Consider the following 19,148-nt stretch of genomic DNA (forward strand, 5'->3'; position numbering starts at 1 on the left):
AAAAAAATGCCCGCTATTCAGGCCAGGCGCAGCTCGCCTTACGGCTCCGTCATTGGGCGCAAAGCGGTCCTTATCCCTTTTGCCCTTAACGCCTTCGCCTTTGAAAGCTTCTCCTCATAATCAGAAGCATGATAGGTAAGAATCTTTATATCATCTTCCACCCCCACATGCGCTTTTTGTCTCTCCAGTGCAGACATTAAATCATCCACAACTACCACAAACCCAATGGCCGGAGCCTTCTTACCGAAATATCCTAACAGCCTGTCATACCTTCCTCCTTTGACCACAGGCTCCCCCACCCCATAAGTATAAGCTTTAAAAATAATACCTGTATAATAATGATATTTGCTCAGCATCCCAAGGTCAAAAGAGACATATTTTTCAACCCCATAGCTCTTTAAGACATGATAAAGCTTCTCAAGACGCCCAATTGCTTCAAGAGAACGTGAATTGTCCACCAGCTCCTTTGCCTCTCCAAGCACCTCCACAGAGCCGAAATGTTCGGAGACTTTTAACAGCATCCTGCAATAGGATTCTGCAACCCCCCGCCCTGTCAAAAGTTCTTCCGCACCAAAAATATTTTTACCGGAAATCAGTTCCCGCAACTCGTTTTCTGTCTGTTCATCCAAGCCTGCCTGTGTGCAGATGCCTTTAAAATATTCCATTTGGCCAATACTCACCTGAAACTCCTTTAGCCCGGCGCTGAGCAAAGATTCTACCACCAGGGCAATCATTTCCCCATCTGCTTCCACACTGCCATCCCCAATGAGCTCAGCGCCCATCTGTGTAACTTCCTTTAGCTTTCCCTGCAGGTTGCCTGTATTGGTAAAAGTATTTCCAGCATAACAAAACCGGATGGGAACATCCTCATCCATAAAATATTTGGCGGCACACCTTGCCATAGAAGGGGTAAAATCCGGTCTTAACACCAGCGTATTCCCCTCTTTATCAAAAAATTTATACAACTCCCTGGACGGCGTGGCTCCGATTTCTTTGGAAAACACATCAAAAAATTCAAAAGTGGGCGTTTGTATATCCTGGTAACCATACAACCGCAGCTTCCCGTGTATCAGCTCCTCCACCGCCAGCTTTCTGGCGTATTCCTTCCCATAAATATCCCGCACACCCTCCGGTGTATGTAATAATTGCCGATTCATCTATCTCCTCTTTCCTATCCTTAACATGATACCAGTACTGTTTTTAATTCTACTATGATTCCCGCAAGCAGCGAACAAGGCCAACGTATCCGCATGCTTTAGTAATTTAAAGTGCTACTTCGCTACTTTAATAAATTCATACCATTGATAGTATACAAGAAGCATATCTATTTGTCAAATTAACTCCTTTTTACAATGAGGAGCAGCGCCCTCTGGCTACCGTACGAAAAGTAACGAGCAACCTCAAATTTGGGCGTAAGTACAAATTTGTTGATTGAAAAATCGGAGATTTTTCAATCTATTCCCTTTCCTCCAAATCCTTGTTGAGTATATCCAGGTAAGGGACAAATATCCCATGTTTTTTGGGCAAAATATATTCTGGATTCAGTTCTTCATGGAGAAAGCTTTTTCGTCCTCCTTTTTTCGCCCTTTCCCAGAAAAACTGAAAGATTTCAAAGGGCAGATAGTAAAATTCATCCCTGTGGGAAAAGAAAATCAGGAAAAAAGCCACTCCTCCCTGCTTCTCAAACTGCCCCATAAAGGTTACCTGATGTTCATGAATATTTTGAAGGGCAAACCGGTCCACCGCACATTCCTTGGCGTCAAAGCAGACAGGAATTCCCTGCACCACGCCAATATAATCCACCGTACTTTTCTGCTCAAAATATGCCAGCGTAATATGTCTGGTCGTTTTATCTATCTTTACCGGCGTAATAGGAGTTGGTATTTTCTGTATCAGCGCAAGGCCGCTTTCCAAATATTTCTCATTTGTCCTGTTAACCATATCCTCCAGGGTAGATCCCCTCAGTCCTCTGGTACTCCATGTTGCCATCTTATCTACCACCTTCTCTTGACTTTTGCCTTGCTTTCATACCCTGATTTCCATTTAATATAGGGCTCATATTAAGGCTTTCGCATCAACATCTGAAATTCCCTGGGAAGCGGAATTTCAATCACTTTTTTGCTAAGCGCTTCAAAGCCATCTTCCAGCTTTGGAAACGCAAGGCGGCATGCGCACAAAAGCTGGCTGTTAATCTGATATTGGCGCTTATACCTATCATTCCAGCTTCTATCGCCATATTTATAATCCCCAAGCACCGGATGTCCAATACCCGCCATATGAAGCCTTAACTGATGAGGTTTTCCCGTAATCAACTCCGCCTCCACCAATGTCCTGTCTGAAAAGCGCGAAACTGGATAATATCTGGTTTTGATAGGAGAACCTGCCTTACGCTCATCTCCCTTCACCAGATAGCTTCTATTGTTTTCTTCATCCTTCACAAGGAGTCCTTCCAGCAATTCCTCTTGAGCTACCTGCCCTTTCACAAACATGCGGTAAAATTTGCGAACCTTGCGGCTCTTTAACAAGCTGCTCATTTTTTGGCTTCCCGCAAGAGATTTAGCGCCTATCACCAATCCAAAAGTATTTCGGTCTAATCTATTACAAACAGATGGTTTATAGGTGGACAACTGACTCTCATCCATGACACCTGTTTTTAGCAAATACCCAATCAACCACTCATTCACTGATAAATCCTCAGCGGCAGCCTTTTGCGAGAGAACTCCTGCCGGTTTGTTTACAATCACAACATTCCTGTCTTCATAAACAACCTCAATCCCTTTTAGCTTCTTGTAAGCTTCCTCATATTCATCCGTATTTGCCCTGCCGCCCCTAAATTGATTTATAGTTTCATCAGACAAATACAGGCAAAGTACATCCCCCTTTACCAGCTTTTCCTTTCCTTCCGCCTTTTTCCCATTCAGCGTAATATTTTTCTTGCGGAGCATCTTATAAAAAAAAGAAGAAGCCGCCAATGGCATAAACTTATGCAAAAACTTATCTACCCTCTGCCCCGCCTCATTTTCATCTATCTGAATCCTCTGCATATCATTCCTGACCTTCCATTAACCGAATATTTAAATTATCGTTCATTTCGTCACATGAGATTGACATAATATATTTATGTTAACTTCAAGCAATTTATTAACCTTAAATCTTAATTTTAAGTTTACATAATATCATTACGTAAACTTAAAGTTGTCCATAAATTTGAAACTTCGCTTCACAAGTTTACATAATTTATTTATGTAAACCTCTCCATTCCATGAAACAATTCATTTCTCATTCCCAGCGGCCGGGTTTCTAGGGGACGCTTGCTCGTTACTTTTCACACGGTAGCCAGAGGACGCTTGCTCCCATGTCAATTATAGTTCTCAACCTCTTAAAGTGAAATCTCATAAAGCAACACTCTAACCTCATCCTCTTTCTCAGCACTGCCTGCTTGCTCCACCTGATTTAAATTCTTAAGCTGCTGCGCATATTTTTCAATATCATCTGAAAGCTTAATGGTCATATCCTTAAAACCACCCTGTTTTAACATTGTCTGTAAGTGCTCCTGACAGGCTTTAAGGTCGCAATCTTCTTTCTGTCCATAGCCAAGGATTACTTTACCGTCCACCACCATATGGCTGAGGGCGAAATTCTTTTGATAGGAGGTAAAATATAAATCATACATTCCAATCAGCCTTCCCTCTAAAGGGGCAAGAACTCTATGGGCTTCATCACTACATCCTTTTGCACGAATCAGCATAATCAATTGTACCATACTCTTGCAGGCAGGAAGACACCCCAGTACGGCAACCACCGTAAGAAGATTTTTTCTGGTTCCTGTTGTCACATAACCTGTTATAAAAAGCGCCAGGGCAATCCCAAAATACAAAATCGTTCGAAAAAGCACTTGACGTCTTTTTGCTATAAGATATCCAAAATTTCCTTTTATTGCTTTCAAAATAAGTTGCTCCTCACTTTTTTACCTTTTTTTGATGCACATTCCGAATGACTCGGTTCCTCTTTTGACTGACTCGGTCGTTTTTGTTTTTGCATTTCACTTTCTTCTGATTCCCCAACTCTACCGTTTTGCTTCCTGATTGCTTCTTCCTTTGGTTCTGCGGCTTAATCAGGCATTTTTCTCCAAATCCAATCAAATCCTCCCGCCCTGCTTTCAGAAGCGCTTCTTTCACCAGATCGTAATTTTGGGGATTTCTATACTGAATGAGAGCTCTCTGCATATTCTTTTCATGAGGATTTCTGCACACATAAACCTTATTTCCCGTGAAAGGGTCAATTCCCGTACTGTACATAACGGTGGAAATGGTAGATGGTGTGGGGTAAAAATCCTGTACCTGTTCCGGCATATAACCTAGGTCCCTAAGATACTCTGCCAGCGCAACAGCTTCCTTTAATGTGGAGCCAGGATGAGAGGACATAAGATATGGTACCAGAAACTGCTTTTTTCCAAGCTCTTTATTGAGCCTGTTATATTTCTTTACAAATCTGTCATATACGCTTTTCTCCGGCTTCCCCATCCGGTTCAGCACCGGACCAGATATGTGTTCTGGCGCCACCTTAAGCTGACCGCTTACATGATGCTCCACCAGTTCCCTAAAAAACGAATCATCTTTGTCTGCCAGTAGATAGTCAAACCGGATACCGGAACGGATAAATACCTTTTTTACGCCTGGAAGTGCTCGCAGCTTTTGTAGAAGCTTTCGGTAATCCTGATGATCTACGTTTAAATTAGGGCACGGCTTTGGAAATAAGCACTGTCTATTTTGGCAGACACCGCATTTTAATTGCTTTTGGCAGGAGGGATGACGAAAATTGGCCGTTGGACCTCCTACATCATGAATGTAACCCTTAAAATCAGGCTCTTTTATCATCCGCTCTGCTTCCCTTATAATAGACGCATGGCTCCTTGCCTGCACAATTCTGCCCTGGTGGAAGGTTAAGGCACAAAAACTGCACCCCCCAAAACACCCTCTATTGCTGATCAGCGAAAATTTAACCTCCGCCAGGGCCGGTACACCGCCTTTTTCCTCATAAGACGGATGATAGCTGCGCATATAAGGCAAATCATAAATAGCATCCATTTCTTCCATTGCTAAAGGCTTCTGCGGCGGATTTTGCACTACATAAATCCCCTTCGGATATTCCTCCACAAGCGGTCTGGCTGTAAATGGATCTGTATTTTGGTATTGGATCCCAAAGCTTTTGGCATATCTTTCAGGTCTATTTACCATTTCCTCATAAGCAGGTAATAAAATAGCGTTATATTGTTCATCCCTCCCACCAGTGATGCCAGAAATATCTTTCGTTCTATAGACAGTCCCCGGAATAAAGCATATATCCTTTACATCAATACCGCTCTCTAAGGCCTGGGCAATTTCCACAATGGAGCGCTCTCCCATACCATAAGAAATCAGATCCGCCTGACTGTCCAACAAAATGGATCGTTTTAGAGAATTGCTCCAATAATCATAATGGGCCAGGCGCCGCAGACTGGCCTCTATCCCACCAATGATAACCGGAACATCCTTAAACTTTTTCCGTATCAGATTGCCATAGACCACCGTTGCATGATCCGGTCGTTTCCCCATGCTGCCGCCTGGCGTGTAGGCATCTGCGGAACGTCTTTTTTTTGACACATAGTAATGATTCACCATAGAATCCATATTACCGCCGGATATCAGGAAAGCAAGACGCGGCCTCCCCAATATGGCAATGCTATTTTCATCCTTCCAGTCGGGCTGTGAAATGATGCCCACACGATAACCGTAGGCTTCAAGGACACGACTGATGATGGCATGTCCAAAGGACGGATGATCCACATAGGCATCCCCGATTACATAAACAAAATCCAGTTCCTCAATTCCCTGTTCTATCATATCCTGTTTAGAAACAGGCAAAAATCCTTTCTGCAATGAAACCTCCCCTGCGTAAATCTGTCAATTCTGTTGTCAACTACAATCCTTTCATAATATCCAAATAATCTGTGATAAAATAGTCCGACAGTTGCTTTTTCTCCTGTTCCTGATGCCGGGAATATTCGTCTGCTACGGCACAGACCTTCATTCCGGCTGCCTTTCCTGCCATGATTCCCGGAATAATATCCTCAAACACAAGACACCTTTCAGGAATCACTTTGCATTGCCTAGCTGCTTCTAAATAAACATCCGGTGACGGTTTTCCTCTTTCCACATCGCATCCTGTTACAATTGTATCAAAATAATCTAAAATCCCATGGACTCCCATTACATTTTCCACCAAAAGCCTGGAATTACTGGTGGCAATCCCAAGCCGTATTCCATTTTCCCGACAGTATTCCACAAATTCCCTGGCGCCGTCCTTTAACGGAACCTGATGGGTATATTTATCCCAGGCCATATCATTCCAGTCCTTTTTAATCTGCTCCACATCCTCCGGCAAACAGAATTTCTCTTTAAAGTAGCACGCTGTCTCAGAAAAACTCATACCCTCAATTTCCCCTTGAAGCCCCTCCGGCAATGGAATATTGTATCTTCCAAGATAGGCAATGTCAATCTCTTTCCAAATTCCCATAGAGTCTACCAGAGATCCGTCTAAATCAAACAGCACTGCATCTATATCTTTTAACATAAATCTGCAACCTCTTTCTTCGTTAATTCTCTTATCTGTCCTTCCAAAAGTTCTTCGTCCAGAGAAAGGCTCCCCATAGACAGACGTTTTAAATAAATAACCTTGGCGCCTGCTGCCTGAAACATCCGCTTTACCTGATGGTATTTGCCCTCTGTAATGGTAATAAAATATGTATTTTCTTCATCCGCCTCCGAAATCTCTGCGGGCAGTGTTATTTCATGCTCACCTATTCTCACTCCCTGCGTAAGGCGCATTAAGCCTTCCTCCCCAAGAGGAGAATCGGTTTTTACAAGATACCTTTTGGGCACATGCTTTTTGGGAGAAAGAAGCCTGTGGGCTAACGGCCCGTTGTTGGTAAGCAAAAGCAGTCCCACCGTATCCTTATCAAGGCGTCCTACCGGAAAGATATCTTTTACCGGTATTCCGGCTAAATCTCCCTCATACTGCGCCTTGAGCTGTTCCTTGAGCAAATCCAAAACCGTTTTATCCTTTTTGTCAGAAGTAGCCGTAACAATCCCTGAAGGCTTATTCATCATATAATACACATAGGGCCGATAGCTGTACTCCTTCCCGTTACAGCAAATCTGTAAAGCATCTTCCTCCACCTGCATTTCCGGCCGCATAACCTTCACCCCATTAATGAAAATCTGCCCTTTTCTGATATACTCCTTCACCTGGCTTCTGGAACCTATATTCATTTCGCATAATAATTTGTCAATTCTCATAAACATTATCATAACACAAAAAAGAAAAAGAACCTATTATGAAAGCTAAAATCTATGGAATTTATTTAAATACCTTTTTGGCGCTAACGCTTACCGCCATTATCCTGGCTTTTCCGGCTCAGTGCCTTTCCCTTGCCCTAAACGGTCTGAATCTGTGGTTTGAAAGGATGATTCCCACCCTTTTTCCCTTTATGGTGCTTTCCGGTATCATCATCCGCATGAACCTGACCGACTCCTTTGTGAAAATCTTAAATCCGATTCTTGGAGGGCTGTTCCATTTAAGACCTCCCTGTATTTACGGAATGGTGATCGGCTTTTTATGCGGCTTTCCAATGGGGGCACATGTAACGGCACAGCTTTACGAAAAAAAACAGATTTCAAAAGCAGAAGCCTCGCTTTTACTGGCTTTTTGCAATAACATAGGCCCTGTATACTTTTTGAGCTTTGTGCTTCCAACTTTATCCCTGAAACAGGCGGCTCCTTTCCTGTTTGGTATGTACGCCCTGCCCTTTCTCTACGGACTCTTTCTGCGTTACGCGGTCTATCAAAACAGCATAAAGGAAAGCGCCGCCTGCCATTATACCAAAGAACCGGCAGCGGCCCTTCTTACAGCCCTGGACGAGTCCATCTTTCACTCCCTTTTCAGTATCGCAAAACTTGGGGGGTATATGGTTTTTTTTAACCTTCTGTTTGTTGTTCCGGGTCTTATCGCAAATTTCTTTCATTTGCCGGAGAACCTGTCTCATCTGTTGATTGGAAGTATAGGATGCCTGCTGGAAATAACAGGCGGCATTGGGATTGTCCAGGATGGTGCCCCATATCTGGTTTTGTGTATTCTTCCCTTTGGAGGCTTATCCTGCATTGCCCAAACCTACAGCATGATAAAAAATACCGACCTTTCTATCATCGAATATATCATGCACAAAATGATTCTCACCGCTATCACTGTTTTTTATTACCTTTTCATCGTGAAGTTATCATTTTTGCCATAAAAAATGACAGCAGGATGATGCAAATCATGATACCGGCAATCACATTGTACACCAACATGGCATTCACCCTGCTTTCCCTATCACGATTATCCTCTTCACTGTTGATGAAAGCTCCATCCGTTAAGTTTTCATCCGGTGGCTCCTCATTGTCATTACTTCTATGTGTTAATTGTCCGCTCCATGGAAACTTTTCAGGCATTTCTTTCTGTAATACAGCAAGTGCTTTCTCATATGCAATTTTTTGCGCTTCAAGCTCTTTGTTTATTACAGGCTCTATGGTTACAATATTGCTCTCTGTTAACAAGTCAAATCCATTATAAACCGCAACCCGCAGTTCTGTTTCCTCATCAAGGGGAACTGTAATCTGGAAATCATGATTTTTAGAAGACTGGTTCCACCCTTCGGGCCTGGGCCATTCCTCCAAAGGGAAATAGGTATTTCCCCCATCTGTACTGTAACAATAATATAAGATATAACTGTCCTTATCTTCCGCTTCTATGTGGACATCCACCTGACCGGTACTTTTATCCACCGCCCCTGCCTCAATCTCACATAAATCGGGTTCTGTTTTATCCGGCCTTACGATATCTTTTGGAATATTCGTCTCCGGTACCGGGTAATCACCATAATCTATCCCTAAAATCTCTGATTTCAGCCTAAAATACTTGGCTGCTGCGGTGGCATCTAACCTCCCCAATTCCTCTAATTGTCCGCGCCCTTGCTGATAGAATTTTTTATCCTTCTCATTGTCTAAATGACAATGTTCAATCAATACGGAGGGAACCTTCTCATAAGTGCAATATCTCAAAATACCATAATAATTTTCTCCTCTATCGTTAAGCCTTGTCTTGATGCCCCTGGAATATAGCCCAATCCCCACAAGCTCCTGCAATTCTATCTGCGCAAAAGAATACCCCTTTGCATAGTATGCCCCCTCAGCCGGCACCCACGCCTCCGTTCCAAACAAGGAATGATGAACCGATGAATTAAAATGAAGACAAAACAAAAAATCTGCATTTTTTTCCCCGGCAAAAGCCGCCCTGTCTTTAATACTCACATCTTCATCTCCCTGACGCGTTAAGTAGACCTCCACCCCGTCATATTTTTCCAGTTCCTCCTTCATAGCCCTGGCAACCACCATGGTCATTTCTTTTTCCATATAACCATCATACTTAGCCCCTTCATTTTCTCCGCCGTGCCCAGGGTCAATCACAATCACCAAGGGCCTCTGCGGCTGCGCCGCAGCCGTTATATGGAAAAAGCCAAATCCCATGCACAAAACAAGCGCAGCTCCAATCAAGCATATTATTTTCTTTCTGCTTTTCTTCTTCAAATTTCCAATACCTCACTACAAAAAGTCAAACATTATCACGCTTCACGCATCAGTTGATTCATACGAAAAACCCGGTTTACTTTTCTGAGGTAACCCGGGTTTGTTCCATTCAATCATCTGATACGCAGAACTAAATGTTATCAAATCAAGTCTAAATTCAAATTTTCACCACTGCCATTTCCGCCATCTACAGTATTTCCTATATCTTCTCCCAAATATTCATCGACCTCAGGCGGATTTAATTCCACCCGATTAGCGTTCACCACATCACTATAATGATTCAGCGTTCCGATAAAACTGTCATAATGCTCCTTGGTGGTCCGCATGGTCTGGCTCATAAGCGTCTCAATATTGGCAAGAATATCATCCGTATACTGCATGGCGGCCATACGCATACTATTTGCTTCCATGGTTGCATTGTCCAAAATCTCCTGGGCCTGCTGCGTAGCCATCTTCACGACCTCGTTGGCCTGGGCATAAGCCTGCTGCATAATCTCATGCTCGTTGATCAGCTCATTGGTGTGGATAGTTGCCTCATTCACTAACGCCTCCGCCTTGGCGCGGGCATCGTTTAATATGGCCTCCTTGTTGCTGATTATCTTCTGGTATCTCTTTATCTCGTCAGGTGTCTTCATACGCAGCTCTCTTAAGAGTTCGTCGATCTCCTCCTTATTTACAATAATCTTGCTGTTGGAGAGCGGCTGGTATTTACAGCCGTCAATGTATTCTTCGATTTCATCAATTAACTGTTCGATTCTGCTGCTCATACGCTTTCCTCGCTTTATTTATTATCAAACCCAAATTTCTGGTATACGAGATTTGCTACAAAGTCAGGCACACACATGGAAATATCTCCGTTAAAGCTTGCAATTTCCTTCACGCTTGATGAACTTAAATACGCATATTCCAGACTGGTCGTTAAGAAAACCGTATCTAATGATCCCTTTGAGAGCTTTACATTGGTCTGGGCATTTTGAAGCTCATATTCAAAATCGGTGATAGCGCGCAGTCCTCTAATCACCACATGAATGTCTCTTGACTTGGCATAATCCACCAAAAGTCCGCTGAATGATTCCACCTTTACATTCGGAATATCCTTAACTACTTCCTGTAATATCTTAACACGTTCCTCCACGGAAAACAATGGAGTCTTTAGCTTATTGTTCAAAACACTGACCGTTAATTCATCGAATATTTTCGCAGCTCTTTTAATCACATCCAAATGTCCATAAGTAACCGGATCAAAACTTCCCGGATAAATTGCTGATTTCATAATCCTCTCCCATATTATGCATTATCTTCAAGTAAAGCCTAAGCTTTCCTTACAAAAACATGCTTGTTTGTCTTATATACCTTTTCCTTCACAATCTCGTAGCCCTGATCTGCCAGAAAATCCAGTTTTTTATCTTTTTCCGCTTCCAATATCAACAGCGTATGTTCTGTCACATAAGGCTGCCCGAAAAGCAATTCGAAAATCCTCTCCTCATAGTCCGCCTGATAGGGCGGATCTATGAACACAAAATCCACTTCCTTTTCATGTATCATAGACAAAGCCGTAAACACATCCTGTTTCAGAAGTGTAGCATTATCGGCAAATTTTGTAAAGGTAAGATTTTCCTGAATACAGGAAATTGCCTCCCTGCCGTTTTCAACAAAGTAAGCATGGGACGCCCCCCTGCTTAAAGCCTCAATACCGATTCCGCCGCTTCCTGCAAACAAATCCACAAAAATGCACCCGGAAATATCCCATTGTATCATATTAAACAGAGTTTCCTTGATCCGGTCTGTTGTAGGCCTTGTACCCGACCCCTCTGGTGTTCTAAGCTGCAGGCTTCTTGCCCTTCCGGCTATCACGCGCATTTCTTTTATCCTTTCCGGCTCTTATGCCGCATTTTACTGTTCCAAAGCTTCTATCCTTTAAACTCTTACCTTAACGCCCCTGCCATCTCTTTTCGCGGTCTTTAGCTTATTTAAGTCCATCATCTTCTCTTTATATGCAATGACGCCATCTGTACCATTTTCGGTGTAATATACCTGCTGCACATAATCTTTTCCGGTGAGCTTCATACCCCGGACGCCAATTGCATTTTTCTTTTTTTCCGGTATTTCCGTTACATCGAACTTAAGGAAATACCCTTCCGCGCTCTGCAGAACAATCTGTTTCTGACCATCTAAAACGGCAGCGCTTACCACTTCGTCCCCTTCCGTCAGCTTGGTTGCTGCTACCGTTCTTTTTGCCACATCGAACTCGCCCCCATCCACAATCTTCATCATGGCAAGCTTCGTTACAAATATCATACGATAAAGATTTAAGCTGGTCTGGCTTGCCGCTGCTACCACAAACTCCTTTTCCCCGTTAAAATTACTGATATTGTCAATGGGTACCCCCTTGTCCCTGAACCTGCCGTGGGGAATATCCATGACCTTCACGGTATGAAGCTGGCCTGTGTTGGTGAAAATGCATACTTTACCTGTGTTTTTACAGGAAAAAACATATTTATTTTCCCCATCCGCCGCTTCTTTATTTCTCTCATAGACAGCTAAATCTATGGTTTTTGTATATCCAAAACGGTCCATCAGGAAGATGACCTCCATCTCCTCCACTTTCTTTTCCACATAGACAGCTTCCGCTACATTTTCAATTTTTGTTTTTCTGGGCGATGCGTACGCCTTTTTTATCTGGTCCAGTTCGTTGATGATGACCTGGGCCATGGAATCCCGTCTGTCCAGGATATCTTCATAACGATAAATATTGGCCATGGTCTCCTCATGCTCATTGATAAGGGCCTGCAGCTCCAAACCAATCAATTTATAGAGCCGCATTTCAAGTATGGCGTTTGCCTGTTTTTCCGTAAACTGGAGCTGGGCCGCCATCACCTTAGACTCCTTAGAGCGGAACCGGATGCCATCTGTTTTGCCTTCCACCAAACAGGCCTTTGCCATGTTCCTGTCTTTAGATCCCCGAAGGATTTCAATGACCAGGTCTATCACATTGCAGGCCTTGATAAGCCCCTCCTGTATCTCCTTCCGCTCTCTTTCCCTTGCAAGAAGATTGGTATATTTTCTGGTAGCGGACTGAAACTGAAAATCAACGTTGTGCCGGATGATCTGCTTAAGCCCCATAACCTCCGGCCTGCCGTCCGCTATGGCAAGCATGTTTACGCCAAAGGTATCCTCCAGCCTGGTTTTTTTGTAAAGCAGATTGATAAAATTATCAACGTCCGCATCCCTCTTTAGCTCAATCACAATCCGAATCCCCTCTTTGGAGGACTGGTTGGAGATATCAACGATATCCTGTGTCTTTTTGGTCTCGGCAAGAGTTGCTACATCCATCAAAAACTTGGAAATATTGGCGCCGATCATAGGATAGGGAATTTCACGGATGACTACATTGACCCTTCCTGCCTTCCCCTTTTCAATATCCACCTTTCCGCGGACTTTGATTTTTCCGGATCCTGTCTTATAAATTTCCAAAAGCTCGTCCTTGTTGGTCACAATACCGCCCGTAGGGAAATCCGGCCCCTTCACATACCGCATAAGCCCTTCTGTGCTGATGCCCTCATCCAGCATATATGCCTTCACGGCCTCCGCCACTTCCCCTAAATTGTGAGGCGGAATGCTGGTCGCCATACCTACTGCAATTCCCTCGGAGCCATTTACAAGAAGGTTGGGGAATTTTACGGGAAGAACCGAAGGCTCTTTTTCCGTTTCATCAAAATTTGGAATAAAATCCACCACATCTTTATCCAAATCCGATAAAAAAGCCTCCTGGGTAATCCGCTCAAGCCGTGCCTCTGTGTAACGCATAGCGGCGGCGCCATCTCCCTCGATATTGCCGAAATTGCCATGTCCGTCTATCAGCGGAAGCCCCTTCTTAAAGTCCTGGGTCATCACAACCAATGCTTCATAAATGGAGCTGTCACCATGGGGGTGATATTTGCCCATGGTATCCCCCACAATACGGGCGCTTTTTCTGTAAGGTCTGTCATACCTGATGCCAAGCTCATGCATGTCATACAGAACTCTCCTCTGCACCGGCTTTAATCCATCCCGCGCATCCGGCAGGGCCCTTGCAATAATAACGCTCATGGCATAATCTATATAAGATTTCTGCATTACCTCAGAATACTCGGTTTTAATAATCTTTTCTTCCATACCTATCCCCCTGCATATCGCAAGCATAGCTTACGATACTGCACCTGACAAATCCTGATAGCAAATATTTAATCTATTTCATATCAAACATCCAACTCCGCATCGGTAGCATGTTCATATATAAAAGCTTTTCTTGGCGGTACATCCGACCCCATCAGCATTTCCGTCACCTCAGAGGCCATACGGGCGTCTTCTATCTCAACCAGCTTTAAAATTCTGGTTTCCGGATTTAAGGTGGTCTCCCACAGCTGGGAGGCATCCATCTCCCCAAGACCTTTATACCGCTGCAGGGTAAAGGGGCCTTTATGGCGTTTCCTGTACCGTTCAAGCGCATTGTCGTCATAAAGGTATTCTTCCTTTCCCCTTGCGGGCATAGCCTTATAAAGGGGCGGCATGGCAATGTACACATGCCCCTCATAAATCAACTCCGGCATGAATCGGTAAAACAAAGTGAGCAACAAGGTGGAAATATGAGCGCCGTCCACATCCGCATCCGCCATGATGATTATTTTGTCATAACGCAGCTTTGAAATGTCAAAATCGTTTCCATACCCTTCGGAAAATCCGCAGCCAAAGGCATTGATCATGGTTTTGATTTCCGCATTGGCAAGCACCTTGTCAATGCTTGCCTTCTCCACATTCAAAATTTTACCACGGATAGGCAGTATGGCCTGGAAAGCGCGGTTCCTTGCGCTTTTGGCGCTTCCCCCCGCCGAATCTCCCTCCACGATAAATATTTCGCATTTGGAGGCGTCCTTTGACTCGCAATTGGCAAGCTTTCCGTTGGAATCAAAGGAAAATTTCTGCTTGGACAGCATGTTGGTTTTGGCTTTTTCCTCTGTTTTCCTGATTTTTGCCGCCTTTTCCGCACAGCCTATGATATTTTTGAGGGTTTCCAGATTCCGGTCAAAATAACGCACCAGCTCATCGCTGGTCACCTTGGAAACCACCTTGGACGCGTCCTGATTGTCCAGCTTGGTTTTCGTCTGGCCCTCAAACCTGGGATCCGGATGCTTGATGGAAATCACCGCCGTCATGCCGTTGCGTACATCCGCTCCGGTAAAATTGGTATCCTTTTCCTTTAAGATATTTAACTCTCTTGCATAACTGTTGATAATATTGGTAAAAGCAGCCTTAAAGCCGGTCAGGTGGGTACCGCCCTCCGAATTATAGATATTGTTGCAGAATCCCAATACATTTTCATGAAATTCATTCATGTACTGGAAGGCGCCCTCCACAGAAATGCCTTCGTTTTCCCCTTTAAAATAAATCACATCGCAGACAGTTTCCGTGGATTTGTTCATATCCCTGATAAAACCTATGATGCCGTCCGGCTCATGGTATGTAACCTGCTCTGCTTCTTCTTTCCTTTTATCTTCAAAAATAATGGTAAGAGCGGGATTTAAGTAAGCAGTCTCGTGCATCCTGCTTTTGATTTCGTCCTCCTTGAACCGGATTTTGTCAAAAATCGTATCATCTGGAAGAAAATTAATTTTGGTTCCGGTTCCTTTTGCCTTTCCAACAACAGGCAAAAGGCCGTCCTTTAGCTCCACCATGGGATTGCCCCGCTCATATCTGTCCTCATAGATAAATCCGCCGTTTTTCACCTGGACCGTCAGATAAGTGGAAAGGGCGTTCACAACGGAAGATCCGACTCCGTGCAGTCCTCCGCTGGTTTTGTAGGCGGAATCGTCAAACTTGCCTCCCGCATGTAAAGTGGTAAAAACAAGCCGTTCCGCACTGACTCCTTTTTCGTGCATACCTACGGGAATACCACGTCCATTGTCCTGTATGGTTGCGGATCCATCCGCTTCTAACGTTACATGTATGGTATCACAGAATCCCGCCAGATGTTCGTCCACCGCATTGTCCACAATCTCATAAATCAGATGATTCAGACCTCTGGTGGAGACACTGCCGATATACATTCCCGGCCTTCTCCTGACCGCCTCAAGTCCTTCCAGCACAGTGATACTGGATGCATCATAAACTGTTTTTGCCATTTGTTGCTAACCTCTTTCTATCAGTCTTACATAGAGCATTACAAAATAAGCTATGTGCATATATTGTCAAAATATTCTCACAGCCCGCTATTTTGTAATGAGGAACAGAAAGGCAGCCCGCAAAGCGTGCTGACCATGGTTACGATATTTTTTTGCAGCATGCAATTGCCAGTGAACCCGGTCCTATATGGCAGGCTACGCTTAAGGATAAAGGCGATATTGCAATGTCAAAGCCCGGAAACTCCTTAAGCAGTTCTTCCTTAAGTATATTTGCTGCCTCCTGGTTTTTGGAATGGGCAATTTGCAGCCAGATATTATCTGCCTTAGCGCCTCCAAACCGGTTTTCCATATCTGCCCTGACCGCATTGATCATAATCGTTTTACCTTGATTGGTGGTCCTTGCCTTTGCAAATGCATCTAACTTCTCCCCCTGAATCTGCAGCACGGGCTTAAGTCTTAACATGGTTCCAATGGCTGCGGCAGCAGGTGTGATCCTGCCTCCCTTTTTCAGATAATACAAGGTATCTAACATAATATATATGCTGGAATTAAATTTATCCTTTTCAAGAAACTCCTTGATTTCTGCCGCATTCATTCCCCGGTCGGCAAGGAGCATTGCATCTAAAACCGACTGCCGCTGGGTAACGGAAATCCTCTGGTTATTCACCACCTGTACCTTCCCATCAAAATCCTCTGAAAGCATAAGCGCGCTCTGGCAGGAGCCTGATAAGCCGCTGCTCATGGGAATATATACGATTTCATCATATTCTTTTAAAATATCTTTCCAAAAATCCATCACCGACTCAGGGGACGGCTGACTGGTCACCACATTAGCCCCGCCTTTTAATTTTTCATAAAATTCTTCCTGGGTAAGGGTGATATCCTCAAAAAAGGTCTCCTCATCAATCATAAAAGGCATTGGAAGCACCCGGGCGCCAAGCTCCTTAGCCTCCATTTGGGTAATACCGCTGTTTGAATCCGTAGCAACTGCAACTCTGGTACTCAATTTGTCCACCAATCCTTCCTTCATAATTTTAGATGATATAATACATATTTTAAATAACACATATTATAAAACGTTAAACAATTTACTTTAAAAAACACACAGCTATATCATACTTTCAGATTGCTCTAAAGTCAATATAATTTCTGGCATTTTCATTCAGATACCGTTTCAGCGCTCCATACTTTTCAGTCTCTAATCGTCCTTCAAAAAGCAGACGATCTACCGTCATACTGATTTTTTTCAATAACTCCGCATCCTGATAAATATCCGCTATCCTAAATTCCATAGCGCCGCTTTGGCGGATTCCAAATAAATCCCCTGGGCCTCTTAGCTTCAAATCCTCCTGTGCAATATAAAATCCATCATTGGACTTATTTAAAATCTGCAGCCTTTCCATAGATTCTTCTTTGTCAGAACCACTCATAAAGATACAGTAGGACTGGTCCTTCCCTCTGCCAATGCGTCCCCTGAGCTGGTGAAGCTGAGCTAAGCCAAACCGCTCCGCATTTTCAATCATCATCACCGTTGCATTGGGCACATTGATGCCCACTTCTATGACGGTGGTGGATACAAGCACATGGATATCTCCGGCCCCAAAGGCTTCCATAACCCGTTTTTTATCTCCGGGCTTCATTTTGCCATGAAGCATTTCCACATGGATATCGGCAGGTAATCTGCTCCTTAGCTTTTCACTATAATCCACCACATTTTCCAGTCCCTCCGCCCCTTCTTCACCGGCCTCAACCATAGGGCAAATCACATATACCTGCTTTCCCATATGCACTTGCTTTATGATAAATTCGTAGGCTTTTTCCCGGTAGGAGACGCCTACTACACAATTTTTCACCGAAAGTCTGTTAGCGGGCAGCTCGTCCACCACTGATAAATGCATATCTCCATACAAAATAATAGCCAGGGTTCTTGGAATGGGCGTTGCACTCATTACAAGCACGTGGGCCCTCCCGCCCTTTTCACTTAATATTTCCCTTTGCTTCACCCCAAAGCGGTGCTGCTCATCTGTGATAACAAGCGCCAGCTTTTGATAAGTCAACTTTTCCTGAATCAGTGCATGGGTGCCTATAATGACATTTACTTCCCCTTCTTCTATCTTCTGATAAATTTTCCGCTTAGATGCCGCCCCCACAGAGCCTGTCAGCAGCACAGGCTTAAAGGGAAGTCCATATTTTTCGGTCATACGGCAAAGCTGCTCAAAATGCTGGGAAGCCAACAGCTCCGTAGGCGCCATTAACGCTCCCTGATAACCATTACTCACGGTAAGCAAAAGACAGAGAAAAGCAAGAATGGTTTTGCCGGAACCCACATCTCCCTGCACCAGCCGGTTCATACATGTGCCGCTTACAAGATCCGCCTCAAGCTCTTTCCATACCCGCAGTTGGGCGCCTGTCAATCTATAAGGTATAGACTCTAAAAGCCGCCCTGTCCATGCTGTTTCCAGCATAGGATAGTCTGTGGTAAATTCTTCGTTATATTCCTTCATTTTTCGGACAGCCAAAAGAAACAGGAAAAATTCGTCAAATACCAGCCGCTTTCTTGCCTCTATAAGACTGTCCCAGTCTTTTGGAAAATGTATTTGCCAAATCGCTTCCGCCCTTCCAATCAATCCATATTCCTGCCGGATATCTTCCGGCAAATATTCTTCCTCCTCAAAGGCCGATAATGCCTGTGTAACTGCTTTGGCAACAGTTCTGTCCGTAAGGCCGGCTGTCAGACTATAACAGGGCTGAAGCCGTCCCATCCTCTCATCATATTCCTTCCATGTGAAGATTTGGGGCTGCTCCATGTGGTATCTTCCCTGCGCTGCTTTTATCTTCCCTCTAAACAAATAAGAACTGTCTGCCGTCAGTTTATTTTTAAGGTATGGGGTGTTAAAAAAGGTCATGGAAACATTGTCCCTGCCATCGCTGCCCACGCCCGTACCGATAACCAGATTGCGCACTTTCTTCCATTTAAAAGAAGCAGGCAAAAAGAGTTCTAATGTGACAAGCTCCTCCCCTAAGCCCTCCGCTATCTTCACAGGAGCTTTAAAAGCCTGGTAGCCTCTGGGATAATGGTTCAGCAGATCTTCCGTAGTATAGATTCCCAATTTATAAAAAAGCTTTGCTGTTTTTTCCCCAATTCCCTTTAATTGAATAATGTTATCTGAATGTTTCATCCGAAATTCCTCATAACGATAGGTGATAGCAATGATTACTAATACTAACTTACACAGGTGAAATGTTTCATGCAATGCTTTTCATTACGCAAAAAGGACGGTTGTTCCGTCCTTTTCATCTATAAAACAGCTTACAAGATTTCCATACA

At 43.9% G+C, this 19,148-nt stretch carries 16 protein-coding genes; 1 reads left to right on the forward strand and 15 read right to left on the reverse strand.

Annotated elements, in window-relative coordinates:
• Nucleotides 1-38 precede the first annotated feature (38 nt).
• The 7 genes from hisZ to D5281_RS02470 form a co-directional block, all read right to left on the reverse strand.
• Nucleotides 39-1,157, reverse strand: a complete 1,119-nt coding sequence (gene hisZ, locus D5281_RS02440; RefSeq protein WP_160558560.1) for an ATP phosphoribosyltransferase regulatory subunit — start codon at nucleotides 1,155-1,157, stop codon at nucleotides 39-41.
• A gap of 298 nt (nucleotides 1,158-1,455) precedes the next feature.
• Nucleotides 1,456-1,989 carry a Holliday junction resolvase RecU gene (locus D5281_RS02445; RefSeq protein WP_160558561.1) on the reverse strand — a complete coding sequence of 178 codons (534 nt, stop codon included), beginning with the start codon at nucleotides 1,987-1,989 and terminating at the stop codon, nucleotides 1,456-1,458.
• Nucleotides 1,990-2,060: 71 nt separating this feature from the next.
• On the reverse strand, nucleotides 2,061-3,044 hold the full coding sequence (locus D5281_RS02450; protein WP_160558562.1) for an RluA family pseudouridine synthase: 984 nt from the start codon (nucleotides 3,042-3,044) through the stop codon (nucleotides 2,061-2,063).
• Between the two features lie 335 nt (nucleotides 3,045-3,379).
• Nucleotides 3,380-3,946: a hypothetical protein gene (locus tag D5281_RS02455; RefSeq protein WP_160558563.1), complete on the reverse strand. Its 567-nt coding sequence runs from the start codon at nucleotides 3,944-3,946 to the stop codon at nucleotides 3,380-3,382.
• A gap of 13 nt (nucleotides 3,947-3,959) precedes the next feature.
• Nucleotides 3,960-5,918, reverse strand: a complete 1,959-nt coding sequence (locus tag D5281_RS02460; protein WP_160558564.1) for a YgiQ family radical SAM protein — start codon at nucleotides 5,916-5,918, stop codon at nucleotides 3,960-3,962.
• Nucleotides 5,919-5,958: 40 nt separating this feature from the next.
• Nucleotides 5,959-6,612 carry an HAD family hydrolase gene (locus D5281_RS02465; protein WP_160558565.1) on the reverse strand — a complete coding sequence of 218 codons (654 nt, stop codon included), beginning with the start codon at nucleotides 6,610-6,612 and terminating at the stop codon, nucleotides 5,959-5,961.
• Nucleotides 6,606-7,337 carry a pseudouridine synthase gene (locus tag D5281_RS02470; protein WP_160558566.1) on the reverse strand — a complete coding sequence of 244 codons (732 nt, stop codon included), beginning with the start codon at nucleotides 7,335-7,337 and terminating at the stop codon, nucleotides 6,606-6,608. The genes D5281_RS02465 and D5281_RS02470 overlap by 7 nt, the downstream gene beginning before the upstream one ends.
• Before the next feature lie 38 nt (nucleotides 7,338-7,375).
• On the opposite strand from D5281_RS02470, the gene D5281_RS02475 reads away from it, so the two are divergent.
• Nucleotides 7,376-8,329 (forward strand): nucleoside recognition domain-containing protein, encoded by a 954-nt coding sequence (locus D5281_RS02475; protein WP_160558567.1) that lies wholly within the window; start codon nucleotides 7,376-7,378, stop codon nucleotides 8,327-8,329.
• On the opposite strand, the gene D5281_RS02480 is transcribed toward D5281_RS02475, so the two are convergent.
• The 8 genes from D5281_RS02480 to recG all read right to left on the reverse strand — a co-directional run bounded on the left by D5281_RS02480 (nucleotide 8,301) and on the right by recG (nucleotide 18,999).
• Nucleotides 8,301-9,662: an N-acetylmuramoyl-L-alanine amidase family protein gene (locus D5281_RS02480; protein ID WP_160558568.1), complete on the reverse strand. Its 1,362-nt coding sequence runs from the start codon at nucleotides 9,660-9,662 to the stop codon at nucleotides 8,301-8,303. The two genes, D5281_RS02475 and D5281_RS02480, sit on opposite strands and share 29 nt — an antisense overlap.
• A 140-nt stretch (nucleotides 9,663-9,802) precedes the next feature.
• Nucleotides 9,803-10,429, reverse strand: a complete 627-nt coding sequence (locus tag D5281_RS02485; protein WP_160558569.1) for a vacuolar family H+-ATPase subunit H — start codon at nucleotides 10,427-10,429, stop codon at nucleotides 9,803-9,805.
• Nucleotides 10,430-10,443: 14 nt separating this feature from the next.
• On the reverse strand, nucleotides 10,444-10,935 hold the full coding sequence (gene coaD / locus D5281_RS02490; RefSeq protein ID WP_160558570.1) for a pantetheine-phosphate adenylyltransferase: 492 nt from the start codon (nucleotides 10,933-10,935) through the stop codon (nucleotides 10,444-10,446).
• Between the two features lie 38 nt (nucleotides 10,936-10,973).
• Complete coding sequence (gene rsmD, locus D5281_RS02495; protein ID WP_160558571.1) at nucleotides 10,974-11,522, reverse strand: 16S rRNA (guanine(966)-N(2))-methyltransferase RsmD; 549 nt, start codon at nucleotides 11,520-11,522, stop codon at nucleotides 10,974-10,976.
• Between the two features lie 57 nt (nucleotides 11,523-11,579).
• A complete protein-coding gene (locus D5281_RS02500; RefSeq protein WP_160558572.1) occupies nucleotides 11,580-13,817 on the reverse strand; it encodes a DNA gyrase/topoisomerase IV subunit A in 2,238 nt (745 codons plus the stop codon).
• Between the two features lie 83 nt (nucleotides 13,818-13,900).
• Nucleotides 13,901-15,820, reverse strand: a complete 1,920-nt coding sequence (locus tag D5281_RS02505) for a DNA gyrase/topoisomerase IV subunit B (protein WP_160558573.1) — start codon at nucleotides 15,818-15,820, stop codon at nucleotides 13,901-13,903.
• Between the two features lie 139 nt (nucleotides 15,821-15,959).
• Complete coding sequence (locus D5281_RS02510; RefSeq protein ID WP_330584766.1) at nucleotides 15,960-16,835, reverse strand: DegV family protein; 876 nt, start codon at nucleotides 16,833-16,835, stop codon at nucleotides 15,960-15,962.
• A gap of 106 nt (nucleotides 16,836-16,941) precedes the next feature.
• Nucleotides 16,942-18,999 (reverse strand): ATP-dependent DNA helicase RecG, encoded by a 2,058-nt coding sequence (gene recG / locus D5281_RS02515; RefSeq protein ID WP_160558575.1) that lies wholly within the window; start codon nucleotides 18,997-18,999, stop codon nucleotides 16,942-16,944.
• Nucleotides 19,000-19,148 lie beyond the last annotated feature (149 nt).

It is taken from the genome of Parablautia muri, assembly GCF_009917485.1.
Lineage (GTDB): Bacteria > Bacillota > Clostridia > Lachnospirales > Lachnospiraceae > Suilimivivens > Suilimivivens muri.

Excerpts from the sequence above, each read along its gene's own strand:
- D5281_RS02450 (WP_160558562.1), bottom strand. The coding sequence starts at position 3,044 with ATGCAGAGGATTCAGATAGATGAAAATGAGGCGGGGCAGAGGGTAGAT.
- D5281_RS02470 (WP_160558566.1), bottom strand. The coding sequence starts at position 7,337 with ATGAGAATTGACAAATTATTATGCGAAATGAATATAGGTTCCAGAAGC.
- hisZ (WP_160558560.1), bottom strand. The coding sequence starts at position 1,157 with ATGAATCGGCAATTATTACATACACCGGAGGGTGTGCGGGATATTTAT.
- D5281_RS02475 (WP_160558567.1), top strand. The coding sequence starts at position 7,376 with ATGAAAGCTAAAATCTATGGAATTTATTTAAATACCTTTTTGGCGCTA.
- D5281_RS02445 (WP_160558561.1), bottom strand. The coding sequence starts at position 1,989 with ATGGCAACATGGAGTACCAGAGGACTGAGGGGATCTACCCTGGAGGAT.
- D5281_RS02500 (WP_160558572.1), bottom strand. The coding sequence starts at position 13,817 with ATGGAAGAAAAGATTATTAAAACCGAGTATTCTGAGGTAATGCAGAAA.
- coaD (WP_160558570.1), bottom strand. The coding sequence starts at position 10,935 with ATGAAATCAGCAATTTATCCGGGAAGTTTTGATCCGGTTACTTATGGA.
- recG (WP_160558575.1), bottom strand. The coding sequence starts at position 18,999 with ATGAAACATTCAGATAACATTATTCAATTAAAGGGAATTGGGGAAAAA.
- rsmD (WP_160558571.1), bottom strand. The coding sequence starts at position 11,522 with ATGCGCGTGATAGCCGGAAGGGCAAGAAGCCTGCAGCTTAGAACACCA.
- D5281_RS02505 (WP_160558573.1), bottom strand. The coding sequence starts at position 15,820 with ATGGCAAAAACAGTTTATGATGCATCCAGTATCACTGTGCTGGAAGGA.
- D5281_RS02485 (WP_160558569.1), bottom strand. The coding sequence starts at position 10,429 with ATGAGCAGCAGAATCGAACAGTTAATTGATGAAATCGAAGAATACATT.
- D5281_RS02465 (WP_160558565.1), bottom strand. The coding sequence starts at position 6,612 with ATGTTAAAAGATATAGATGCAGTGCTGTTTGATTTAGACGGATCTCTG.